The organism is Pseudomonas sp. 21615526 (assembly GCF_013386245.1).
Taxonomy (GTDB): domain Bacteria; phylum Pseudomonadota; class Gammaproteobacteria; order Pseudomonadales; family Pseudomonadaceae; genus Aquipseudomonas.
Genome location: NZ_JACAOM010000118.1, coordinates 1 through 23,580 on the forward strand (window position 1 = coordinate 1; position 23,580 = coordinate 23,580).

Sequence of the window (23,580 nt, forward strand, 5' to 3'; positions counted from 1 at the left end):
CCTAAATAACGGATATGTACTCAACCCCAACCCCTAGCGAAACCGCGCGATCACCGCCTCCACCACCGGGTTCGGCCGCTGGGTATTCCAGGCGACGGCCGTGGTCACCACATTGAGCTTCTGGCTCAACGCCCGAAACACCACATTGGCCGGCGCCAGCTTCTTCAACGACGCCGGCACCAACGCAATACCCTGCCCATAGCTGACAAACGCGATCTGCGAAGCCACCGACCGCACTTCATGCAGCACCCGAGGCGAAAACCCGCTGGCACGACAGGTCGCGATCAAATTGTCGAAATACACCGGACTGACGTTGCGCGAAAACATCACCAACGGCTCATTCGCCAGGCTCGACAAACTGATCCGCGTACGACTCGCCAACGGGTGATCCGCCGGCAGCGCCACCACCAGCCGGTCCTCCGTCAATGGCAATGACTGCACCGAAGCCCCAAGGTCACCATCCAGCCGGGCAAACGCCAGGTCGATATCCCCGGCCTCCAGCGCCGGCAACGCCTCGACGCTGTCGATTTCCCGCACCGACACCGTGAGCTGCGGGTAATCAAGCTTCAGTTGCTCGATCAACCCCGGCAGCACATCAAACATCGCCGTGGAAATCGCGCCGATGGTCAACATCCCCGACTGCCCCGCCACCGCTTCTTCCACGGCGAGTTCCAGGCGCTCCAGCTGCTCGGCGAACTTGCGCACCGCCGGCAGGATCGCCGCGCCCACCGGAGTCAGCTTGGCCCCCCGTCGGGAGCGGTCGAACAGCTTGACCTTGAGCGCCTGCTCCAGCACCTGGATCTGCTCGCTCAGCGGTGGCTGGGACATGCCGAGGCGCTTGGCCGCACGGCCAAAGTTCTGCTCTTCAGCCACGGCCAGGAACAACCAGAGGTGACGAATCAGGCGAAAGTTAATCATGGTCTTATCCATAGGTTAAGCGTATGCAAGGCTTCTGTACTTCGTAATATACCTATCATAGGCACTGCCTGACACTGGCCGCCTCCGTCACCCGAGGCTTGCCCATGACCCCTGACCGTTTGCTCGACCGCCTGGCCGCACTGGACACCAACACCGTGTCCGACGCCCTCGACTTCCTCGGCCTGCCCGGCGCCACCGTGGGCCTGCGCCCATTGTGGAACTGCCCGAAGATCGTTGGCCGCGCCAGTACCGTACTGCTCGGCCCCAAGTCCGACATCGCCCCGACCGTGCACTTGATCACCCCGGTGATCGAACAGGTCGCGACAGACGACCGGGTGCTGGTGATTGCCGGCGGTATCGAGGGCATTTCCTGCTGGGGCGACATCATCGCCAACGCGGCGTTGCGCAAACACATACGCGGTACGGTGATTGATGGTTTCAGCCGCGATATCGACGGCAGCGAAGCCATCGGCTATCCGGTGTACGGACGCGGCGTGACCATGATCAGCGCGCGCAACCGCGTGGTGCAGCTCGACGCCGGCGTGCCCCTCAGCGTTGCTGGCGTAAGCGTCAGCGAGGACGACTACGTGATTGCCGATACCTGCGGCACGGTATTCGTGGCCCAGGCGGTGATCGAAAAGGTCCTGGACCTGGGCGAGCGCATTGCCCGCCGCCAGGACGGCATGGTGCAGGCCGTGCGCAGTGGGCGCTCTGTGGTCGAGGTGATGCACGACGCACAGTTTGAGGCGATCAGCCGATGAGTACCGATATCCAGCGGCTGAACCCGCGCCTGGCCAGCGCACAACCGTCTGCCACCTATCGCATCATGGACCGCGTCGCCGAACGCCGGGCGCAAGGCGCGCAGATTATCTCGCTGTGCGCCGGCGAACCGGATTTCGACACCCCGGCGCATATCCGCGAAGCCGCGATCCAGGCCATTGAAACCGGGCATACCCGCTACACCCAGGTGGCCGGTGCGCGGGCCCTGCGGGAGGCGGTGGCGGCGAAGTTCCGGCGCGAAAACGGCCTGGACGTGTCCTGGCAGGACACCCTCGTGTGCAACGGCGGCAAGCAGGTGATCTACAACGCCCTGGCAGCCACACTCAATGAAGGCGACGAGGTGATCGTGCCCGCGCCGTACTGGGTCAGTTACCCGGAGATGGTGCAACTGTGCGGCGGCGAGGCGCGCATCGTCACTTGCAATGCCAACAGTGGATTCAAGCTGACACCAGAGGCCCTGGCTGCTGCAATCACCCTGCAAACACGCTGGCTGATCCTCAATTCACCGTCCAATCCCACCGGCGCGGTGTACAGCGAGGGCGAGCTACGGGCGCTGGCCGAAGTGCTGTTGGCCCACCCGCAGGTGCTGATCCTGGCCGATGACATTTACGAGCACCTGATCTTCGACGGCCAGGCCTTTCATACCCTGGCCCAGGTTGAGCCGCGTTTGGCACCACGCACATTGACCATGAACGGCGTGTCCAAGGCCTATGCCATGACCGGCTGGCGCATCGGTTTCGCCACCGGCCCACGCTGGCTGCTGGAGGCCATGGAAAAACTCCAGGGCCAGCAGACCTCCGGCGCCTGTTCGATCTCGCAACAGGCGGCCCTCGCTGCACTGGAAGGCCCCAGAGATTTCATCCGCGACAGCCGCCGGGTGTTCCAGGCGCGCCGGGACTTGATGGTCCAGTTGCTGAACGACACGCCAGGCCTGACGTGCATCAGCCCCGCCGGCGCGTTCTACGCGTTCGCCTCATGCGCCGCGCTGATCGGGCGCACCTCGGCGGGCGGGCGGCTGCTGCGCAGCGATGAAGACGTGGCCCTGGCGCTGCTGGATGAGGCCAATGTAGCCGTGGTGCATGGCAGCGCCTTTGGCCTGGGGCCGTACATCCGCATCGCCTATGCCCTGGATGACAAGTCGTTGCGCCAGGCGTGCGAGGCAATCCGCGGCTTCTGCAGCAGCTTGCTGGCAGAAGAATAAAAGTGATGAGTTCACATAGATAAATATCGCTAATGGTGGCGTGCGCCCCTTCTTAAGATTAAGGCCGAACAGGACAACACTCACAACAACAAGGTCCGCCCCCATGTCTATGCCTGAAGTCATAAAACCCGCTGTGCGCAGCCAATACCGCTGGGTGGTTGCTGCGCTGATTTTCCTGATCTACACCGTGGCCGCCGCCGACCGGGCCAACCTCGGCGTGGCGCTGCCGTTCATTCGCCAGGAATTTGCAATGAGCAACGCCCAGGCCGGTGGCCTGGTCAGCCTGTTCCTGCTGGCTTACGCCCTGGCACAACTGCCGTCGGGCTTTGCCTTCGGGCGCTTTGGCGTCAGCCGGATCCTGCCGTGGGCCATGGTGCTGACCTCGTTGCTGACCGGCCTGGTAGGCACCGCCAGCTCACTGCTGGCGCTGAAACTCTATCGCCTGGGCCTGGGCATCGCCGAAGGCCCGCTGCCCATCAGCATGACCACCACCATCAACAACTGGTTTCCGGCACGGGAAAAAGGCACCGCGTCGGGGATCTTTCTGTCGGCCGTGAAGTTCGGACCGGTGATCGTGCCGCCGCTGTGTGCCGTGATCATTTCGGTATGGGGCTGGCGCGAAATTTTCTACTTCTTTGCGATCCCGGGCATCGTGCTGGCGGTGGTCTGGTACTTCCTGGTCACCGACCATCCGTCCCGCAGCCGCTTCGTCAACCAGGCCGAACTTCAATACATCGTCGAAGACACCGCAATCGCCCAGACCGCCCGTGTGCACAAGACGCCGGCGTGGGTGAAAAAGCTCGACCGGGTGATCCGCACCCGCGATGAAAAGCCCCTGGAAACCAACCGTCAGGTTTTCACCTCATGGAATATCTGGGGGTGCGCCACCAGCTACTGCTTCCAGCTCGGTGTCTCCAGCGTGCTGCTGGCGTGGATTCCCACCTACCTGATGACCGTCAAGCAGTTTTCGATCATGAACATGGGCCTGGTCTCGGCAGCGCCCTGGGTGGGCGCGGTGCTGGGCAACCTGCTGGGAGGTTTCTGCTCGGACCGCCTGATGGGCGGGCGCCGCAAGCCGGGCATGTTGCTGTCGGCGGTCGGCACCTCGTTGATGATGTACCTGCTGATCAACTCACCGGCCGAGCCCCTGCCCTACGGCTTGCTGCTGATGCTGACCGGCGTGGTGCTGAGCCTCGGCTTCTCGTCCTACATGGTCTACCCGATGGGCCTGACCACCAAGAAGACCTTCCCGATCTCCAACGCCATCGTGAACATGATCGGCCAGTTGGGCGCCGCCGCCACGCCCTTCATCACCGGCCTGCTGCTGGACAACTACGGCTGGAACTACGTGTTCGCCTGGCTGGCGATCGGCTCGTTCATCAGCTTCATCATTTTGCTGACCATTGCCGAGCCCCGCCCGGCCTCCAGCCACCCGACCTGATTTGTCACCACCACGAGGAGTTATCCATGTCACCCCAAGACCAAGAATTGGTTGCCCTGTTTGCCGGCCTGGACACCCCGGGCGTGTCCGACGCCCTGGACAAGCTAGGCCTGCCCGGCCAATGCCTGGGAATCATGCCCCTGGACAACTATCGCCAGGTGGTGGTCGGCCCGGCCTTCACCGTGCGCTACGTCAGCGCCAGCACCCCGCCGGGCACCGTAGGCGACTTTATCGATGACGTGGCCGAAGGCGATGTGGTGGTGATCGACAACGACGGACGCACCGACTGCACGGTGTGGGGCGACATCATGACCCAGTACGCCGGCAGCCAGCGGATCGCCGCGACGGTGATCGATGGCGTGTGCCGCGACGTGAGCAAGGCCCTGGGCGACGGCTACCCGCTGTTCACCAAGGGCCGGTTCATGCGCACGGGCAAGGACCGGGTTGAAGTGGAAGCGGTAAACCAGCCGGTGTCCATCGGCCAGGCCCGGGTGTGCGCCCGGGACATCGTGGTGGCCGACGCCAATGGCGTGGTGATCGTGCCGCGCGAGCGCGCCCATGAAGTGGCAGCCTGTGCACGCTCGATTGAAGCGGTGGAAGCGCGTATCCGGGCGCTGCTCGATGAAGGCAAATCCCTGCGTGAAGCACGGGCGGCGCTGGGTTATCACACCCTGCAACGCAAGGGCTGAAAGGTCCTTCAGTTGGCCGGTCGCAACAGCTGCATCTGCTGGCGGTAGTCATCCGTCACCTGCCGCGACTGGCTGCTGCTGGTAATCACCCTCGGTGTGATCAGCACGATCAGTTCGGTGCGATCCTTGGACTTGCTGGTGTTGCCAAACAACCAGCGCAGCCCGGGGATTTTCCCCAGGTACGGCACGGCGCTGACGCTCTCGGCGTTGTCCTGCTTGATCAGCCCGCCGAGCAACACGGTCTGGCCGCTTTGCACCGCCACCTGGGTCGACACCGAGCGCGTGGAGATACGCGGGTTGTTGGGTGTGTCGCTGCTGTTGGTGGTTTGGTTCTCGGCGTCGCTGACCTGTTGCTGGATGTCCATGTACACCAGGCCGCCCGGGTTGATCCGCGGCACCACGTCGAGGATCACCCCGGTCTGCACGTATTCGACGCTGCTCAAGGTGCTGTCGGCGTTGCCGGTGTTGACCGTGGTCTGGCTGATGGGGATGTTGTCACCCACCTGGATCTGCGCCGGCTGGTTGTTCATCACCACCAGCGAGGGTGCCGACAACACCTGGGTGCGGCCGTTGGTTTCCAGGGCGTGCAAGGCCACTTGCAGGTTGGAGCTGACGAAGGAATAGAACAGCGAATCCGCGCCCAATCCCGCACCGCCGCCACCCAGGGCGCCCTGGCTGCCAGGGGTATTGGCTACCGTGCTGGTGGAGTTGCCCGCCAGGCGGCCCAGGTACCATTGCACCCCTAGGTCCAGTTCGCCGGTGAGTTTGACTTCGAGGATGCGCGTCTCGATCTGCACTTGCAGCGGCGGGTTGTCGAGGCGCTTGATCGCCGATTCGATCTCCTTCCACTGCACCGGTCGGGTGCGTACCAGCAACTGGTTACTGCTTTTTTGCGCGGTGATCCGGGTGCCAGCGTCGAGGCTTTTGGCAGCGCCCGGCTCTGCATTTTCACCGTCTTCGCTGGCGGCCGGGGCCTGGTCCTCATCGTCACTGACGGGCGGGCTATTGCTGCTGTTGTTCAAGCCACCCGAGGTGCCGCCGCTGGTGTTGAGTGACGACAAGGTCGCCGTGCGCAGCCCCGGCGCCACCTTGGCCGGCGCATCGTCCTTGATCGCGCCGGTGCCGTAGATCTGCCGCAGGTATTTGGCGAGGTCCGTGGCCTTCATGTTGCGCACGTCGTAGACGTACATCTGCGGCTCGTTGCCGCCGCCCTCATCGATGGTGTGAATCCAGTCGCCAACTTCGCTGAGGTACTGCGGCTGGGACGAGATCGCCACCACCGAATTGGTCCGCTCGATAGGCAGGAAGCGCACCATGCCCGCCAAAGGCATGCCGCTGTCGGGGCCGAACATTTTTTGCAGCTCGGGCATCAACTCGGCCACCGAGGCCCGTTGCAAACCGAACACCCCCACCGACATCCCCTTGAGCCAATCGACGTCGAAGGTGTCGATGGTGTCCTGGTAGTTGGCCAGCTCGTCCGGCGTACCGGCCAGGCTCAACACATTGCGCGCCGGGTCTACCAGCAGGAATGCGTTTTCCCGGGCGAACGGCTTGAGCAGTTTCTGCATTTCCGTGGCCGAGATATAGCGCAGCGGAAACAGCCGGGCCGAGAGCCCGCTGGAGGGTTGCGACACGCTCATTTCCGGCACCAGCTTGCCCGCCACCGCCTGGTTGGCGGGCAGGATCACGTAGCGCTGGCCCTGGCGGATCATCGCGTTATCGGTCCAGGACAACAGGGTTTCGAGGATCGACAGCGCCTGCTGCTTGCTCACCGGCTTTGAGGTGGAGAAGCTTACGTTGCCTTTCACACCCTGGGCGATGCTGTAGTTCTCGTGCAGCAGGTCGCCCATGACGCTGTTGATCACCGCCTCAATCGGCTGGTCGGCGAAGTTGAACACGATGTCGCCGCTGGCTTCATCCTTGACCGCCGCCGGTGCGGGCTGGCGCACGAACTGCTGGTTACCGCGAATCAACTGGCGCTGGGGCGACGTAGGCGCCTGGGGTTGGCGGCTGTCGGCCGCAGGCGACTCGCTGGCCGGGTCCACGGGCGGCCGTTGCGAACCGGTGCCCTGCATCGCCTCGTGAAGCAAGGCATCGTCCGGGTCGAGGTGATCGGGGAATGACCCACAGCCGCCCAAGGCGACGGCGGTGGCCAGGCAAAACACGCTGGTGCGCAAGGCGCTAGGGGAAGTATCGATCAAGGGGCGGACTCGTGAGGAAGGGAAATCGGTGGTGTGGTGGACGGCGGCGGCAAACGCGGAACGCTGAGGCTCAGGGTTTGCGTGCGGCCATCCAGCACAAAACGGGCGTGCAGCGGTGTCAGGTGTTCCAGGCGCCAGCCGTTGGGCAGAGTCTGGCCTTGGTGGACCTTGAGCGGCGGGCCCTCGTCACGCTTGAGCAGCGCGACGCGCAGGTCGCCGTCGAGCAGCACGCCGGTCAGCTTCAGGCTCGACAGGATGGAAATCTCGGCCTGACCCACGGCGGCATCGGGGCTGCGGTCGGGGCTGAACAGCGGCGCTTGCCAGGTGCCGGCGAGGCTTTCCAGGGTCACACTCGGGGCCACGTGAACCTTGGCCGAAGCATTGGCGCGCGCGGCGGAGGCAGGCTCATCCAACCACTGCGGCGCATCGCCGATGCTGCTCAAGATGCCCACCATCAGCAGGCCCAGCAGCCCGGCCACACCGAGCAACACCCACTCGAGGGCGCGCAATGAATTGATCATCGGCGGGCCTGCGTGGCGGCTGCCGGTTGCAGATAACCGCGCACCAACAGGTGCACCACCAGCTTTCCGGCACCGCCGCTGGCGGGGGCATTCGGCCCGCGACGGACGCTCATTTCATCCACGAACAGGAACGGTCGCTGGTACTCCAGCTCATGCAGGATCGCGGTCAGGGGCTCGATGGCGCAGTTGAGGGTCAGGCTGACTTTGACCTGGCGATAGGGCTCGGTGTCGTCCTGCTCCGGAGTAATGGGCATGCGCTGGGTCAGGCTGCAGCCGCCGCCGAGGCCGGCGCGGCTGTTGATCAGGTCGGCGATGCGCTGCATCAGGTCCGCCGCCACGGCGCTGGGGTCATCCCCCGGCAACAGGCTGGTGCTGCTGGCCGGGTCCTGGCGGGCTTGCTCCAGTTGCTCACGCAAGGCGGCGCCCTGGTGCAGTAGGCCCGCATAGCGTTGCTGTTGTTCGCGCAGCTGTTCGGCCTGCTCGCCCATGGCACGCAATGGCCCGGCGAACCAGCTGTCGATCAGCAGCCAGTAACCGCCGCCCAGCACCAGCGCCAGGACCAGCAAGGCGGCGCCGCGACGCTCACGGGGTGTCAGTGGTCGGCGCATCGGCGGCCTCCTGGTGCAAGTGGGCGCGCAGGGAAAACTGATCCTTGCCGGTTTGCGCATCGGGTTGGATCACCCCTTCGAACTGGGGGTTTTCCAGGCTGTGGCACGCCTTGATCCGGGTGATCAGGGCACTCGCCTTGGCGCTTTGCCCGGAGAAGGACACGTCGGCGCCGTTGTTGACGTCCAACTGGTCGATCCAGGTATCGGCGGGCAGGCAGGCGGTCAGCTCGTTGAGCAACGCCGCCAACGGCGGTTGTGCCGACTTGCGGCGAATCAGGTACTGCGCGGCGCCACGGGTATTGAGCAGTTGCTGACGCAGGCTCTGGACCTCGGCGACCTGGGCTTTCTGTTGTTGCACCTGCGCCTGCATGACGTCGAGCACCCGCTGGCGGTCGTTGAGCCACAGCAGCATCGCGGCAATCAGCAAGGCGCCGCACAGCCAGGGCAGGCTGCGTTGCAAGCCCTTCCCGGCCGGCCGCTGGCGTGGGCTCAACGGCGCCGGCAGCAGGTCGATGCCCATTGGCCCGTCCACATCCACCGCATGGGGCTGCAAGCCGAGAGCAGCGCAGTCCAACAGGATTTGATCCAGGCGCTCCCGCAGGATGGCCACCAGGGTCACTTGCACATGCGTGGCGGTGCGCCGTTCCTGGCGGGCCACGAAGTACAACTGTTCAGCTTCGAACGGGGTAAAGCGGTCCAGCTCATAACCCACCACCGTCGACAGGTTGCGCGCGGCCGCCAGGGGCAGTTGCAGGGTTTGCAGCAACACCGCCGAGGGCGCGAGCACCAGCACCTGGCGCACCTCGTCGGCAGGTTTTGCCACCGGCCCGGTCAACGGCCAGTGGTAGCGGTGCTCGGGGATGTCACGGACCGACAGCCACGCCGGCAGGCAGCCACGCAGCTCCTTGAGCCACAGGCGCCAGCCCACTTGCAGCAAGCTGCCGCGCCAGCGCCGGGTGAGCGGTTCGGCCAGCTGTTGAAGGCGCGCCACTGGCGCCGAACGGTATGGATTCATTCTTGCCAACGCAGCACCCGATAAGGTTGTGCGCTTCCCTCCGATGGGCTCAATAAAACCGTGGCTCGTAACCGGGCGTGGTAACCGCCGGGGCGTTGTGCGCGGCTGTCGATCACCAGCACGTCACCGGGGTCGGCCCCTACTGCGCTCTGCCGGGGCAGGTTCAGCGCCTGGCGCATCAATGGGCTGGCGAAAGCGGGATCGGGCCGGTCCAGGCCGCTCCACAAACTGATTTGCGGGGCCAGCCGGCTGTACAGCGCCTGGGTCATGCCGGGCAATTGCCGCACTTCCTCCACCACGCGGAACGGCGCCAGGCCTGCGTTGCGCCGCATTTCCAGGTCCCTGGCGAGCCGGCTGGCCTGGGTCTGGGTGGCGCCGCACGCCAGGGCCAGGCGGGTAAAGTCAGCGGCCTCGGCGCTGTTCAAATACAGCTTGCCGCGCTCGCTGTGCAGGCTCACGTGAAGCTGTGCGTCATCAAATACCAGGGGCATTTCGCGGCCGTCGGCGATCCATTGCTTGCGTTGCAGCGGGTCGGCCAGGGCCTGCATGGCCAACGCCACGCCCGCCTCCGCCGCCAGCAGCGCCTGGGTATGCTGGCGATGCCACAGGGCCTGGCGGCTTTCCAGTTGTACCCAACCGGCCAGGCCGCCCAGCAGCAAGCTGAGCAACGCCAGTACCCACAGCACCAGCAGCAATGCAACGCCGCGCTGACGCTTCATTCGCCTGATGCTCCGCTGGAGAGGTTCAGCCGCAGGGCAACCACTTGGGTGACCCACGGCACCGGTCCGTTGACTTGTGCTGCAATGCGTACCGCATAAGGCAGGCGTTTGGTCCACGGCCAGTCACTGATCCAACCGGTGGCCTGGCCCTTGGGCGACAGGCCGCGATAGCTGAATTGCAGATCCTCGACGTTCTTCAGCAACACCTGCGGTTCGCTGCGGGTGGCCGGCACGCTCACTTGGGCATTGGACTCAAACCGTGCGAACGCCACCTGCAACTCGCGCTCGGTCAACTGCAAGGTGAAACGCTGGATACCGCCGCCGAGCACGCCCGGCAAGGTCGCGACGAATTGCAGGCGCTGGGGAGCGCCGACAAAAAAGCCGTTGGTCTGGCTGTCGTCCTCGGTCACGTCGAGGGGCAATGCTTCGCTGATGGAGGTGCGCAGGAACTGTTGCGCGGCGCGACTTTCATCCAGGCTGACGGTGTAGCGCTGCGCCTTGAGTACTGCACGGTTGGCTCCCAGGAGCGCGCCGCCCACCAGGGCCAACAACACGCCCAGCAGGCTGAGCACGATCATGATTTCGAGCAACGTGAAGCCCCGCTGCTGCTTCACTGGAGGCTCCCGTCGCGGCTGGCGCGCAGTTTCAAGGTACTGAAATTTGCGCGGCGCGGACCTTCGCTGACGCTGAGATCGAGGCGAAACAAATGTGGCTGACCGATGCGGGTGGGCTGCTGGGCGACGCGCAGTTGCCAGGCAATGCCGTCCAGCTCGCCCTCGCGCACGCCACTGGCCAGGGGCCCCGACGCCTCCTGATCCATCACGCTCAAGGCGGTATGGGTCAGGCGGTCGCTGTGGGCCACCTGCAACAACGAGCGCGCGCTTTGGCCGAACGCGACCAGCAACACCGTGCTGCAGATCGCCATGAGGGTCAGCGCTGCGAGCATTTCCAGCAAGGTGAAACCCGACTGACGCTTCATGGCAATGCCCTGGACTGCACGCTGCCGGTCAGCCAGCCGACGTCGATGCGCCAGCGTCGCGTGCCATTGGCCAATAACAGGTTGCCGCCGGTAGAGCTGCCGTCGGGGTAAAACTCCACCGCAGCGCCTGCGTGTTCGGCGGTGTGCAGGGTCACTTGCAGATCGGCCGGCCAGTGCTTGATGGGTTGCCCCGGCGCCTGAAAGCTCAGCCGGGCCAAGTCGAAGACGGTCTTGGCCGACCTGCCGCTGACAATCGCCCGTGCCCGTGTGCTGCGCAGGGCATCCACCATCTGCCCGACCACCTGGCGCTCTTTCGCTACCCGCAGGCCTTGTTGCAGGCCAAATCCCACCAACCCGGCCGCGATGCTGATCAACACGATCACCACCAGCATCTCCAGCAGGGTAAAGCCGCGTTGGAGGGCCGGCATTATTCCCAGTTGCCCAAGTCGGCGCTGTAGCCTTCGCCGCCGGGCTGGCCGTCCTGACCGTAGAAGATCAGGTCGAAGGCGCCATGTTCACCGGGGAAGCGATAGCCGAAGGCATGGCCGAACGGGTCCTTGAGGTCTGAGGGCTTGGCGTACGGCCCGGCCCAGCCGGCGGTGTTGCCGGGCTTGTCGACCAATTGCTGGAGGGTCTTGGGTGGCGAGCCGACATCCAGGCCGTAGCTCTCGATCTTCATGCTCAGGCTGGCCAGTTGCGCCTTGCCCGCGCCGTATTTGCCCTTGTCGACGTTGCCGCCCACCTGGCGCACCACGATGGTCGCGACGATGCCCAGCAACACGATCACCGCGAGCATTTCCAGCAAGGTGAAACCGCCTTGGCGGCGGGCGGGTTTGAAACGGGTATGGCGCATCGGCTTGCTTCCTTGGGTCTTCATATATTGCTGGTCAGGCTCATCAGCGGCAGCATGATCGCCAGCATGATCACCGCCACCAGCACCGCCATGACCACCGTCAGGGACGGCACCAGGGCGGCGAGCAGGCGGTCGATGCCGCGCTTGGCTTCGACGTCGAACACGTCGGCGACCTTGAGCAGCATGCTGTCCAGTTCACCGGCCTGTTCGCCGACTTCAATCATTTGCAGGGCCAGGTCCGGCAGCAGCGGTTGGCTGCCAAATGCACTGGCCAGGGTGCCGCCGCCTTTCACTGACTCGGCGGCCTGGGCCACTTGTGCCTGCAAGGCACGGTTGGTGCAGACCTGGCGGGCGATCACCAGCGCTTGCAGCAGCGCCACGCCGTTGCTCAGCAAGGTGCCGAGGGTGCGTGCCAGGCGTGCGGCTTCGACCCGCTGCAACAGCGGGCCGATAACGCGGATACCCAGCACGCGCCGGTCGTACTGCTCGCGGTGTCGTGGGTTGCGCAGGCGTGCCGCCAGGGCCCAGACCGTCACGATCAACCCGGCAAAAACCGCCAGGCCATAGGCGCCGAGGAAGTGCCCAAGGCCCAGGATCACTTCGGTGATCAACGGAATCGGCACGCCCAGATCCTTGAAGATCGGCACGAACTGCGGCACCACGTAAGCCAGCAACAGCGCCAGGGAACCGAGCACGCCCACCACCAGGAAGGCGGGATAGATCAGCGCGTTGATCACCTCGCCTCTCAATAACTGGCTGCGTTCCAGGTAGTCACTGAGTTGGCGCAGGGTGTTCTCCAGCGCACCGCCCGCCTCACCGGCACGCACCATGCTCAGGTACAGCGGCGAAAACTGGCTGCCCTCCTCTTCCAGCGCTGCCGACAATGGCTTGCCGGCCTTGACGTGCTCGCGGATACGTTCGATCAGCGCTCGGGTCTGCGGCTGGCCGGGCTGCTTGAGCAGGATGCCCAGCGAGCGTTCCAACGGTTGGCCCGCGCCCAGCAGGGTGGCCAGTTGCTGGGTAAAACTGACCAGCGCCGCGCCATTCAACTGGCCGCGCCCGAAGGCATTGCGCAGCCCTTGGGCACCGGCGGCATCGATGTGCAACAGCAGCAGGCCACGCTTGTGCAGCGCAGCGACGGCGGCGGCCTGGTCCTTCGCTTCGAGGGTGCCGTTCTGCGCGACGCCCTGGCTGTCCAGGGCGCGGTATTTGAACAGGCTCACGCGCCCTCTCCACGGGTGACGCGCAACACTTCTTCAAGGGATGTGACACCGGCCACCGCCTGGCGCAGGCCTTCTTCATGCAGGGTGCGTAAGCCACCACGGCGGGCGGCCTGTTCGAGGGTCGCGGCGTCGGCCTGGCGCATCAACAAGCTGCGCAGTTCGTCATTCATCACCAGCAATTCGGTGATTGCACTGCGGCCGTGGTAACCGCCGCCGGCGGCGTTGGCGCGAGGCCGGTAAAGCAGGATCGGGCGCTGCTCGGTGAAGCGGTCGAGGCCGTGTTCCTCGATCAACTCCGGCGGTGCTTCAAACGCCTCACGGGTCGCCGGGTCGAGGCGGCGCACCAGGCGCTGCGCGAGGATGCCATTGACGGTCGAGGCGATCAGGTAGCTCTCCACCCCCATGTCCAGCAGGCGCGTGATACTTGCTGCGGCACTGTTGGTGTGCAGGGTCGAGAGCACCAGGTGGCCGGTCAGGGAGGACTGGATGGCGATGCGGCAGGTTTCGAGGTCGCGGATTTCACCGATCATGATCACGTCCGGGTCCTGGCGCACGATGGAGCGCAGCGCCCCGGCGAAATCCAGCCCAATGGCCGGCTTGACCTGGATCTGGTTGATGCCTTCCAGTTGGTATTCCACCGGATCTTCGACGGTGATGATCTTGCGCTCGGCGGTATTGAGCCGCGACAACGCGGTATAGAGCGTGGTGGTTTTACCCGAGCCGGTGGGCCCGGTGACCAGCAGGATGCCGTGGGGTCGTTCGAGCACTTCAAGGAAGGTTTCCAGGCGCTGGCCGTCAAAGCCCAGGCTCTGGAAATCGAACTGCACGGTCTGGCGGTCCAGCAGGCGCATCACCACCGACTCGCCAAAACTGGTGGGCACCGTGGATACCCGCAGGTCCAGTTCCTTGCCCTGGATGCGCAACATGATCCGGCCGTCCTGCGGCAGGCGGCGCTCGGCGATGTCGAGGCGCGCCATGATCTTGACCCGGGAAATCACCGCCGCCGAGGAACTCGCCGGCGGCGCTTCCGCTTCATGCAGCACACCGTCGATGCGGTAGCGCACCTTGAGCTGGTTTTCGAAGGGTTCGATATGGATGTCCGAGGCGCGGTGCTCCACGGCCCGTTGCAGGATCAGGTTGACCAGGCGAATCACCGGGGCTTCGGAGGCCATGTCCTTGAGGTGTTCGATGTCTTCCAGGGCGCCGCCCTGTTCATCGAGGTTTTCGATCAGGGTGCCCATGGCGGAACGGCCCTGGCCGTAGTAACGCTCGATCAGGGTTTCGACTTCGTTGCGCGGCCCGACCGCCAGCCACACCGGCACGCCGCACGCGTACGCCAGGGCCTGGAACGGATACAGCAGCGCCGGGTTGGCCGCCAACACCCGCACACCACCGTGGCTCCAGCCTACCGGCACCACCTGGTAATGGCGCATGAAGCGTTCGGTCAGCGCCGGCAGCGGGTCGAGCACGGGCGGTGCGGCATCGGCCAGCAGCAACGGCGCGCCGAGCAAATCGGCCCAGGCCCGCGCCAGTTCCACTTCGGAAACCAGCCCCAGGCGCGTCAGCAGGCCGAGCAGTTCGGGGTCGTCGGATTCCTGGGATAACCGTCGAGCACGTTCCAGGTCGACGGTTTTCAGACCGGCTTTTCGCATCAGCCACGCGCACACTTGTTCGGCATCCGGAATCTGCATTCGGCATGCATCGATGGGCATTGACGGTATCGGTTGAGACATCTGCACCATTCTGAACAACTAGTTGAAGAGGCTGTTTCCAAGGGTGCAGAAACAACAACTAGTCCCAGCGGCGCCTTGAACAAGATCAAGACCCTGCACACAAGCGATGTGCAGGACAGCCGTGGCAAATCATGGCCTTTTAGAACTACTGACCAAGGCCATTAGTTCGCCACAATTCATAAAATCTTGTTAAACACATCGACTAACATATTGATGCTTAGTTCACGATTGCAAATAGCCAGCCCGCTGCAACAGCACTAATCATTGAACTTCTCGTCGTTTAATTTTGAACTGCACAAGAGTGCCACTTCCCTGTGGCGCGATTGCCGCTAGAAGTCGACGGTCGCCGACAGCAAATACGTGCGCGGCGTCGACAAGGTCAACCCCGGCTCGCTGTCATCCGAGGCACCGGCCGAACTCCAGTAGCGCCGGTTGGCCACGTTCTCGACATTGGCCCGCAGGGTGATGTGCTTGTCGTCGACCTTGAAGGCGTAGCGTGCGCCGACATCAAGCCGCGTCCAGGCGTCGATTTCCTTGACGTTGGACTGGTCCAGGTACTGCGAGCTGGAATAGATCCCGCGGCTGGTCAGGGTCAGGCCTTCAACAGTCGGCACGTCCCACTCCGCGCCCAGGTTGACGTTGTACTTGGGCGTGGCCGGCGCACGGTTGCCGTCGTAGGTGCCGTTGGTGGTGTGGGTCAGTTCGCTGTCGATGTACATCACCCCGCCCAGCAGGCGGAAGCCCTTGAGCGGCTCGCCGAACACGCTGAGTTCCACGCCATCGTTCTGGCGCTTGCCATTGGGGCCAAAGACCAGCGTGGTGGCGTTGGTCTCGTAGGCCGGCTGCTTGATCCGGAATACAGCGGCCGTCACCGCGAACGCACCGGCGTCGTACTTGGCGCCGACTTCGACCTGACGGCTGATGAACGGTGGGAAGATTTCGTCATCGTTGACCGACGCCGACGGCGCGACCTTGCCCTGGCTCAGGCCTTCCATGTAGTTGGCGTACAACGAGAGCTTGTCGGTGGCCTTGAACAGGATGCCGCCGGACGGTGAAATTTTTTCCTCGTCGTAGGCGGTGTCGCCTTTGACGTCATCGGTCCAGTCGTCGACCTTGACCCGCTGCCAGCGCGCACCGAGGGTCAGCAGCAACCGGTCGTCGAAAAAACCCAGGGTGTCGGACAACGCCACACCGCTGAAACGGTTTTCGGTGTAGACCTTCGAGTCAAATCGCGTTGGCCGGCCAGGCGCGGGGGTTTCAACAGGGTTGTAGATATTGCTTGAACCCTGCGCATATCGCGCGCCGCCGTTTTCGAAGTCCATGTAGAAGTAGCTGGCCGCCAGGTTGACCTCATGGCTCACCGGGCCGGTATGGAACCAGTTGCGCACGCCCGCCGTGGCGGTGCGCACGTTTTCATCGCGGGTGAAGTCGCGGGGCTGCACGCTGAAATCACCGGCGTTGTTGGCCACCGACACTGCATGGCGCAGGAAGTCATGGTTGCTTTTGCGCGCACCGACGCCGCCGTAGAGCATTAGGTTGTCGCTGAGATCAAACTCGCCGTTGACCGTGCCGAAGGTGTCGTTGGTGCTTGCCTTGCTCCAGGGCTGCGCGTAGTTGTGGCGTACGTCGTTGGCACTCGGCACCCTGGCTTTGGGCCCGACTTGCACACGTTCCTGGGGGGCGTCGGTATCGCGCTCGGTGCGGCCGATGTCGGTGGAGAGTCGCAGGCGTTCACCGCGAAAATCCAGGCCCAGCACGGCCATTTCGCGGTCGACACTCTGGTGATCCCAGGCGGTGTCGCCGGACTGTTTCACGCCGTTGAAACGCAGGCCGAACTGGTTGTCTTCACCAAAACGCCGGCCGATATCCACGGCTCCGCCCGCCTGGCTGTCGGAGGCCCAACTGCCGGTGAGCGAGGTGATGGGTGTGTCGGTGGCACGCTTGGGCACCACGTTGATCCCGCCGCCCACGCTGCCCCGTGGCGAGATGCCGTTGATCAACTGGCTGGGGCCTTTGATGATGTCGACGCGCTCGGCCATTTCCATGTCGATGGTGTAGGTCGGCAATACGCCATAGAGGCCGTTGTAGGCGACATCACTGTTGAACAGGCTGAAGCCGCGAATGGTGAATTGCTCATAGCGCCCGCCGGCCGGGTTGGTGGCGCGCACCGAGGGGTCGCTGGCAATCAGGTCGCCAAGGGTACGCGCCTGTTGGTTCTTGACCGCCGCGCTGGTGTAGGTGGTCATGCTGAACGGAGTATCCATGAAGTCCTTCGAGCCCAGCAGGCCCTGGGAGCCACGGCGCGCCACCTGGCCACCGGCGAAAGACTCGCTGTCGGCATCGCCGGTGGTGCCGAGAATCGAGGTGGGCGCCAGTTGCAGGCTGCCGCCTTCGGGAACCGGGGTCAGCCTATAGGCCTGCTCGCCCATGGGCTGCAGTTGCAGGCCGGAGCCCTGGAGCAGGCGCGCGAAACCTTCTTCGACGCCGTATTCGCCGGACAATCCGCTGCTGTTGCGGCCACTGACCAGCGCCGGGTCCACCGAGAGGTTGACCCCGGCCAGCCCGGCGAAACGGGTCAGCGCGGCGCTCAGGCTGCCGGCCGGCACCTGGTAGCTGCGCCGGGACGCACCGTCTTCGGCATAGCTGATGGGAACGAACAACGGGCTGGCACTCAGGCTCAGCATGAGGCTGAGGTTCAGCAACGGGCGTATTGCGGGCATTGGAAGAAGCTCTCGATTTTGTTCACTTACCTGGAATGACCAGTCACGTGAAAAAAAGGGACAGGCTTCAGCCACTATTTTTTGATTATTACGGTTTGATGCCTTTGAGCTTCTGGAGCAGCTCCATCAATTGCTCCAGGGATTCCTCGCCGAACTGCTCCTGAATCTTCAGGTAATTGCTTTCCATCCCGGCGCTCATGTCGACGAAACACTGCTGGCCCTGTTCGGTCAGGGCGACGAACACCCGGCGCTGGTCTTCGGCGGATTTGCGCCGGCGCACGATGCCGTCACGCTCCAGCCGCCCCAGTACGCCGGTCATGCTCGGCTTGAGGATGCAGGCGAGGTGCGCCAGTTGGTGGCTTTCGAGTTCGCCTTGCTGGCGCAGGATGCGGATCACCCGCCACTGCTGTTCGGTCAGGTCATGTTCATTGAGCAACGGCCGGAAGAACGCCATGGTCGCTTCGCGGGCCTGGAGCAAGGTGAGCGTAAGGGACGGTCTGGGGGTGGGCATGGTTCACGCGCAATAGAGGTCGAAGCGACGAAGCTTAGAGTCGGTGTCCCGCGTGCGCAACCCGACGCACGCAGCAAGTCGTTAATTTCGAAACGAATTCATAAAAACCTGTTAATCCAGCTATTCAGCTTAAAGATAACATGTTAACAATATGCCCGCCCCTGCCCTGGTGGCGGGCTCTACCAACAAAAACAACAAAAGGAACGCCCCTCATGCATTCGTGCCTCTTTCGCACGGCGGCAAGCGCTGGCCTGTGCGCCGCGTTTAGCCCTCTGGTCGCCCACGCCGACTTCATCCAGGACAGCAAGGCCAGCCTGGACCTGCGCAATTTCTACATGAACCGCGACTTTCGCCAGGCCAACGCGCCGCAGAACAAGGCAGACGAATGGGCGCAAGGTTTTGTGCTGCGCCTGGAGTCGGGCTACACCGAAGGCGTGGTCGGGTTTGGCGTGGACGCCCTGGGTGAAATGGGCCTGAAGCTCGACTCCAGCCGCGACCGCCGGGGCACCGGGCTGTTGCCGTCTGGCGCCAGCGGCGAGCCGGCCGACAGCTACAGCGAACTCGGCCTGACCGCCAAATTGCGCGTGTCGAAAACCGTGCTCAAGCTCGGCACCCTGCAACCGCTGTTGCCGGTGGCCGCCTATAACGACACGCGGCTGTTGCCGTCGACCTACAACGGTGAACTGGTGACCTCCCAGGACATCGACGGCCTGACCCTGAACGTCGGCCGCCTGGAAAAACAGAACCTGCGGGACTCCTCCAACAACGAGTCCATGAGCTACGGCGGCGTCAACAGCAGCCACCTGGACCTCGCCGGCGGCACCTACGCGATCAACCCGCACCTGGTCGCGACCTATTACTACGCGCAGATGCAGGACATCTACCGCCAGAATTTCATCGGCCTGGTGCATGACCTGCCGCTGGCCGAAGGCGTGAACCTGCGCACCGACCTGCGCTACTTCGACACCCGCGAGCAAGGCAGCGCCCTGCTGCGCAGCGCTTCGCGGGTCGACGGCGGGCGGATCGACAACCGCTTTTTCAACGGCATGTTCAGTTTGTCGGTGGGCGCACACAAATTCGGCCTGGGCTTCCAGAACCTTTCCGGTGACGGCGACTTTGCCTTCCCGGGGCAAGATCCGTATTCGGTCAACCTGGTGACCATCAATATCTTCACCAAGGCCAACACCGATGCCTGGCAGGCGCGCTACGACTACAACTTCGCCGCCCTCGGCCTGCCGGGCCTGACCTTCATGACCCGCTACGTCGACGGCAGCCATGCGCAAACCGCCACGGTGCGCAACGGCCGCGAATGGGAGCGCGACACCGACCTGGTCTACACCGTGCAGAGCGGCCCGCTGAAGAACGTCAACGTGCGCCTGCGCAATGCGACCCTGCGCTCAAGCAACGGCCTGACCAGCGACATCGACGAAAGCCGGGTGATCATCGGCTACACCGTGGCCCTGTGGTAACGCCGGGCGCCTCAACGCAACCCCGATTGACGCTGGCGGTATTCCCCCGGCGTCATTTGCGCGTAGCGCTGGAAGAACCGGCTGAAATACGCCGGGTCCTTGAACCCCAGCTGGTAGCAGATTTCATTCGCCGAACTGCCGGTGAACAGCAGCAGGCGCCGGGCCTCCTGCATCAGCCGCTCCAGAATCAGGCGCTTGGACGGCAGATCGGCGATGCGTCGGCACACCTCGTTGAGCCGCGCTTCAGTGACGCCGATACCGTCGGCGTAACGCGACAGCGGCCAGTGTTGCAGGTAGTGGTCTTCGATCAGTTCGTTGAAGCGGTGAAAAATCCGCAGGTCTTCGTGACGTGCAGGGCGGGCTTCCAGGGAATTGGCGCAGAGCCTGAGCAGGCTGATCATGATCAGCCGCGTCAGGCTGTCCAGGGCCGAACCGCGTCCGCTGGCCTGGGCGTTGATCTCGCTGCACAGCTCATCAAACAGGAATTCCAGGCGGCGCACCTCGGGCTGAAACTCCGGTGCCAGCCGCGCCAACGCCACGCAGGCCGCCGGCAATTGTGCGCCGGGGGCCAGGCTGGGGTCGGCGTCAATCAAGGCCCACACCAGTTGCTGGCGCACGGTCAGCACATGGCCGTCGGCGTCGGCTTCGGTGACGAAGGAATGCGCCACCGTCGGCGGCGTGAGGAAAAACATCGGCCCGGATTCGAGGTACTGCTGGTCGTCCAGGTAGACCCGCACCGCGCCGGTCTTGACGTAATGCACCTGGAAAAACCGGTCATGGCGATGCACCTGCATGTTGCGGCCAAAAAATCCCGCCAGGTTGCCGAGCCGGTCGTAGTGCACCTCGGCATCGCTGTAACGCTGGTCGTAGACCTGCCCGATGTTGATGTTGGGGATCGGCTGACGATCGCTCATCACTGCATTCTCTTTGTTGTTTTGACTGCCCTGAAATATTGCCACGCTTGACGATAGTTAACATCTTAATTATAACGTTAACACGTTAACGAATTTCCCACGGTGCAGGTCCGAATCTGCCCCGCCACTGCCAGGAGAAAAGCATGAGCCGTGCCCTGCATGATGTTGCGAACGGCACCCTGTTCGGCGTTGCGCTGAACTACCAGGGGTTGCTGAACCAACGTCTCGCCGAATTCGAACAAGCGCCTTACCAGAAGCCACCGGTGAAGCCGGTGCTGTTCATCAAGACGCCCAATACCCGCAACGGCCACGATGGCGTGGTGCTGCACCCGCAAGGTGAACGCCTGCAACCGGGCCCGGCACTCGGGGTGGTGATTGGCAAGAGCGCCAGCCGGGTCAGCGTCGAAAATGCCCTGGAGCATGTGGCGGGCTACACCATCGTCAATGAGTTCAGCCTGCCGGAAGACAGCTACTACCGCCCGGCGGTGAAAGCCAAGTGCCAGGACGGTTTCTGCGCATTGGGCCCGGAACTGGTGGCCCGCGACCAGGTCGCCAATCCGCATCAATTGAGCGTGAAGCTGTTCGTCAACGGTGAACTGCGCCAGCAAAACTCCACCGCCAACTTCGTGCGCAGCCTGCCGCAGTTAATCGCCGAGATCAGCGAGTTCATGACCCTGCACGAAGGCGACGTGCTGATCACCGGCACCCCCGAAGGCCGGGTGGATGTGCAACCCGGCGACACGGTTGAAGTCGAGATCAGCGGCCTGGGCCGCCTGGTCAACCACATCAAGGCAGAGGAGCTGTCATGAAACACGCCCGTATTCGCTTTGAAGGTGAAGCCCACCAGGTGCTGGTAGAAGCTGAAAACGCCGTGCGCCTGGCCGACGGTCGCCTGCTGGCTGAAGACCAGGTCGAATGGCTGCCACCGGCCACCGGCAGCATGTTTGCCCTCGGCCTGAACTACGCCGACCACGCCGCCGAACTGGCCTTCAAGCCACCGACCGAACCGCTGGCGTTCATCAAGTCCCCCGGCACCTACACCGGCCACAACCAGGTGACCTGGCGCCCGGACAACGTCGCCTACATGCACTACGAGTGCGAACTGGTGGCGGTCATCGGCAAGCCTGCGCGCAACGTCAAGCGCGAGAGCGCCCTGGAGTATCTGGCCGGCTACACGGTGTGCAACGACTACGCGATCCGCGACTACCTGGAAAACTACTACCGCCCCAACCTGCGGGTGAAAAACCGCGACGCCACCACGCCTGTGGGCCCATGGATCGTGGATGTCGCCGACGTACCGGACCCGAGCAACCTGAAGCTGCGCACCTGGATCAACGGTGAACTGCGCCAGGAAGGCAGCACGAAAGACATGATTTTCGACATCCCGTATTTGATCGAATACCTGTCCAGCTTCATGACTCTGCAGCCCGGCGACATGATCGCCACCGGCACCCCGGAAGGCCTGGCGGATGTGGTGCCGGGGGATGAAGTGGTCGTGGAAGTGGAAGGCGTAGGCCGCCTGGTCAATCGAATTGTCAGCGAGGCGGACTTTTTCGCCGCCCGTAAAGAGGCTTGAGCAATATGATCAAACACTGGATCAACGGCCGTGAGGTCGAGAGCAAAGACACCTTCATCAACTACAACCCGGCCACCGGCGAAGCCATCGGTGAAGTGGCCAGCGGCGGTGCCGAGGAAGTGGCGCAGGCCGTTGCAGCAGCCAAGGAAGCCTTTCCGAAGTGGGCGGGAACGCCAGCCAAGGAACGGGCCCGCTTGATGCGCAAGCTCGGTGAGCTGATCGAACAGAACGTGCCGCACCTGGCCGAGCTGGAAACCCTCGACACCGGCCTGCCGATCCACCAGACCAGGAACGTGCTGATTCCCCGGGCGTCCCACAACTTCGATTTCTTCGCCGAAGTCTGCACCCGCATGGACGGCCACAGTTACCCGGTGGACGACCAGATGCTCAACTACACGCTTTACCAGCCGGTGGGTGTGTGTGCGTTGGTGTCGCCATGGAACGTGCCGTTCATGACCGCCACCTGGAAGACTGCGCCGTGCCTGGCGCTGGGCAATACCGCGGTGCTGAAGATGTCCGAGCTGTCGCCGCTGACGGCCAATGAACTGGGGCGCCTGGCGGTCGAAGCCGGGATCCCCAACGGCGTGCTGAACGTAATCCAGGGCTACGGCGCCACCGCCGGTGATGCGCTGGTGCGCCACCCGGACGTGCGGGCGATTTCCTTCACCGGCGGTACCGCCACCGGCAAGAAAATCATGCAGACCGCCGGGCTGAAAAAGTACTCCATGGAACTGGGCGGCAAGTCGCCGGTGCTGATCTTTGAAGACGCCGACCTGGACCGCGCCCTCGACGCGGCACTGTTCACCATCTTCTCGCTCAACGGTGAGCGCTGCACCGCTGGCAGCCGGATCTTCATTCAGGAGAGCGTGTACCCGCAGTTCGTCGCCGAATTTGCCGCCCGCGCCAAACGCCTGATCGTCGGCGACCCGCAGGACCCGAAGACCCAGGTCGGCTCGATGATCACCCAGGCCCACTACGACAAGGTCACCGGCTACATCAGGATTGGCCTCGAAGAAGGCGCCACCCTGCTGGCCGGCGGCCTGGAACGCCCGGCCAACCTGCCGGCGCACTTGAGCCGTGGGCAGTTTATCCAGCCAACGGTGTTTGCCGATGTGCACAACAACATGCGCATCGCCCAGGAAGAAATCTTTGGCCCGGTGGTGTGCCTGATCCCGTTCAAGGACGAAGCCGAGGCGCTGCAACTGGCCAACGACACCGAGTACGGCCTGGCGTCCTATATCTGGACCCAGGACATCGGCAAGGCGCATCGTCTGGCCTACGGCATCGAAGCCGGCATGGTGTTCATCAACAGCCAGAACGTGCGGGACTTGCGCCAGCCGTTTGGTGGGGTAAAAGGTTCCGGCACCGGCCGTGAAGGCGGCCAGTACAGCTTCGAAGTGTTTGCCGAGATCAAGAACGTGTGCATTTCCATGGGCAGTCATCACATCCCGCGCTGGGGTGTGTAACCCGGATATAACAACGCTACCTGTAGGAGCGAGCTTGCTCGCG

23 protein-coding genes are annotated in these 23,580 nt (G+C 63.8%); 8 read left to right on the top strand and 15 right to left on the bottom strand.

All coding sequences use genetic code 11. From position 1 onward, the window contains the following. Window positions 1-33 precede the first annotated feature (33 nt). Window positions 34-918: a LysR family transcriptional regulator gene (locus tag HX786_RS26865; RefSeq protein WP_134326192.1), complete on the bottom strand. Its 885-nt coding sequence runs from the start codon at window positions 916-918 to the stop codon at window positions 34-36. Window positions 919-1,022: 104 nt separating this feature from the next. Between HX786_RS26865 and HX786_RS26870 the strand changes: the two genes are divergently transcribed. The 4 genes from HX786_RS26870 to HX786_RS26885 all read left to right on the top strand — a co-directional run bounded on the left by HX786_RS26870 (window position 1,023) and on the right by HX786_RS26885 (window position 5,029). Continuing rightward, complete coding sequence (locus HX786_RS26870) at window positions 1,023-1,679, top strand: RraA family protein (RefSeq protein WP_178912837.1); 657 nt, start codon at window positions 1,023-1,025, stop codon at window positions 1,677-1,679. Beyond that, window positions 1,676-2,899 (top strand): pyridoxal phosphate-dependent aminotransferase, encoded by a 1,224-nt coding sequence (locus tag HX786_RS26875; RefSeq protein ID WP_178912838.1) that lies wholly within the window; start codon window positions 1,676-1,678, stop codon window positions 2,897-2,899. The genes HX786_RS26870 and HX786_RS26875 overlap by 4 nt, the downstream gene beginning before the upstream one ends. 103 nt (window positions 2,900-3,002) lie before the next feature. Then, entirely contained in the window at window positions 3,003-4,340 is a 1,338-nt protein-coding gene (locus tag HX786_RS26880) for an MFS transporter (RefSeq protein WP_256735330.1), read from the top strand. A gap of 26 nt (window positions 4,341-4,366) precedes the next feature. Continuing rightward, on the top strand, window positions 4,367-5,029 hold the full coding sequence (locus HX786_RS26885; RefSeq protein ID WP_003209925.1) for an RraA family protein: 663 nt from the start codon (window positions 4,367-4,369) through the stop codon (window positions 5,027-5,029). Between the two features lie 8 nt (window positions 5,030-5,037). On the opposite strand, the gene gspD is transcribed toward HX786_RS26885, so the two are convergent. From gspD to hpaR, 13 genes are all read right to left on the bottom strand, one after another. Beyond that, window positions 5,038-7,230 carry a type II secretion system secretin GspD gene (gene gspD, locus HX786_RS26890; protein WP_178912839.1) on the bottom strand — a complete coding sequence of 731 codons (2,193 nt, stop codon included), beginning with the start codon at window positions 7,228-7,230 and terminating at the stop codon, window positions 5,038-5,040. Further along, window positions 7,227-7,751, bottom strand: coding sequence for a general secretion pathway protein GspN (locus HX786_RS26895; protein WP_178912840.1), 525 nt, complete (start codon window positions 7,749-7,751; stop codon window positions 7,227-7,229). The genes gspD and HX786_RS26895 overlap by 4 nt, the downstream gene beginning before the upstream one ends. Further along, window positions 7,748-8,359, bottom strand: a complete 612-nt coding sequence (gspM, locus tag HX786_RS26900) for a type II secretion system protein GspM (protein WP_023659000.1) — start codon at window positions 8,357-8,359, stop codon at window positions 7,748-7,750. The genes HX786_RS26895 and gspM overlap by 4 nt, the downstream gene beginning before the upstream one ends. After that, window positions 8,334-9,374, bottom strand: a complete 1,041-nt coding sequence (locus HX786_RS26905) for a PilN domain-containing protein (protein ID WP_178912841.1) — start codon at window positions 9,372-9,374, stop codon at window positions 8,334-8,336. The genes gspM and HX786_RS26905 overlap by 26 nt, the downstream gene beginning before the upstream one ends. Continuing rightward, the gene (locus tag HX786_RS26910) at window positions 9,371-10,093 is read right to left on the bottom strand and encodes a general secretion pathway protein GspK (protein ID WP_178912842.1); all 723 of its coding nucleotides are present in this window, start codon (window positions 10,091-10,093) and stop codon (window positions 9,371-9,373) included. Before HX786_RS26910 ends, HX786_RS26905 begins: the two co-directional genes overlap by 4 nt. Continuing rightward, window positions 10,090-10,707, bottom strand: coding sequence for a prepilin-type N-terminal cleavage/methylation domain-containing protein (locus tag HX786_RS26915; RefSeq protein WP_177022130.1), 618 nt, complete (start codon window positions 10,705-10,707; stop codon window positions 10,090-10,092). The genes HX786_RS26910 and HX786_RS26915 overlap by 4 nt, the downstream gene beginning before the upstream one ends. Continuing rightward, window positions 10,704-11,072 carry a type II secretion system protein gene (locus HX786_RS26920; RefSeq protein ID WP_008437204.1) on the bottom strand — a complete coding sequence of 123 codons (369 nt, stop codon included), beginning with the start codon at window positions 11,070-11,072 and terminating at the stop codon, window positions 10,704-10,706. Before HX786_RS26920 ends, HX786_RS26915 begins: the two co-directional genes overlap by 4 nt. Then, window positions 11,069-11,500 (bottom strand): type II secretion system protein, encoded by a 432-nt coding sequence (locus HX786_RS26925; protein WP_003209913.1) that lies wholly within the window; start codon window positions 11,498-11,500, stop codon window positions 11,069-11,071. The genes HX786_RS26920 and HX786_RS26925 overlap by 4 nt, the downstream gene beginning before the upstream one ends. Continuing rightward, a complete protein-coding gene (gene gspG / locus HX786_RS26930) occupies window positions 11,500-11,925 on the bottom strand; it encodes a type II secretion system major pseudopilin GspG (protein WP_003209911.1) in 426 nt (141 codons plus the stop codon). Before gspG ends, HX786_RS26925 begins: the two co-directional genes overlap by 1 nt. 20 nt (window positions 11,926-11,945) lie before the next feature. Beyond that, on the bottom strand, window positions 11,946-13,148 hold the full coding sequence (gene gspF / locus HX786_RS26935; protein WP_178912843.1) for a type II secretion system inner membrane protein GspF: 1,203 nt from the start codon (window positions 13,146-13,148) through the stop codon (window positions 11,946-11,948). Next, the gene (gene gspE / locus HX786_RS26940) at window positions 13,145-14,839 is read right to left on the bottom strand and encodes a type II secretion system ATPase GspE (RefSeq protein ID WP_003209908.1); all 1,695 of its coding nucleotides are present in this window, start codon (window positions 14,837-14,839) and stop codon (window positions 13,145-13,147) included. Before gspE ends, gspF begins: the two co-directional genes overlap by 4 nt. 371 nt (window positions 14,840-15,210) lie before the next feature. Continuing rightward, complete coding sequence (locus HX786_RS26945) at window positions 15,211-17,601, bottom strand: TonB-dependent receptor (protein WP_178912844.1); 2,391 nt, start codon at window positions 17,599-17,601, stop codon at window positions 15,211-15,213. Between the two features lie 88 nt (window positions 17,602-17,689). Further along, window positions 17,690-18,112 (bottom strand): homoprotocatechuate degradation operon regulator HpaR, encoded by a 423-nt coding sequence (gene hpaR / locus HX786_RS26950; RefSeq protein ID WP_008437189.1) that lies wholly within the window; start codon window positions 18,110-18,112, stop codon window positions 17,690-17,692. A gap of 212 nt (window positions 18,113-18,324) precedes the next feature. Here hpaR and HX786_RS26955 point away from each other — a divergent pair, with 212 nt between their 5' ends. After that, on the top strand, window positions 18,325-19,581 hold the full coding sequence (locus tag HX786_RS26955) for an OprD family porin (RefSeq protein ID WP_178912845.1): 1,257 nt from the start codon (window positions 18,325-18,327) through the stop codon (window positions 19,579-19,581). A gap of 11 nt (window positions 19,582-19,592) precedes the next feature. Here the strand turns inward: HX786_RS26955 and hpaA are convergent, their stop codons facing one another. Next, window positions 19,593-20,495: a 4-hydroxyphenylacetate catabolism regulatory protein HpaA gene (gene hpaA / locus HX786_RS26960; protein ID WP_178912846.1), complete on the bottom strand. Its 903-nt coding sequence runs from the start codon at window positions 20,493-20,495 to the stop codon at window positions 19,593-19,595. A gap of 143 nt (window positions 20,496-20,638) precedes the next feature. Here hpaA and HX786_RS26965 point away from each other — a divergent pair, with 143 nt between their 5' ends. From HX786_RS26965 to hpaE, 3 genes are read left to right on the top strand one after another with little or no spacing between them, the layout of a single operon-like run. Beyond that, the gene (locus HX786_RS26965) at window positions 20,639-21,304 is read left to right on the top strand and encodes a fumarylacetoacetate hydrolase family protein (protein WP_178912847.1); all 666 of its coding nucleotides are present in this window, start codon (window positions 20,639-20,641) and stop codon (window positions 21,302-21,304) included. Then, a complete protein-coding gene (locus HX786_RS26970) occupies window positions 21,301-22,071 on the top strand; it encodes a fumarylacetoacetate hydrolase family protein (RefSeq protein ID WP_178912848.1) in 771 nt (256 codons plus the stop codon). The genes HX786_RS26965 and HX786_RS26970 overlap by 4 nt, the downstream gene beginning before the upstream one ends. A gap of 5 nt (window positions 22,072-22,076) precedes the next feature. Continuing rightward, window positions 22,077-23,537 (top strand): 5-carboxymethyl-2-hydroxymuconate semialdehyde dehydrogenase, encoded by a 1,461-nt coding sequence (gene hpaE / locus HX786_RS26975; protein WP_134326177.1) that lies wholly within the window; start codon window positions 22,077-22,079, stop codon window positions 23,535-23,537. The last annotated feature ends 43 nt before the right edge of the window (window positions 23,538-23,580 follow it).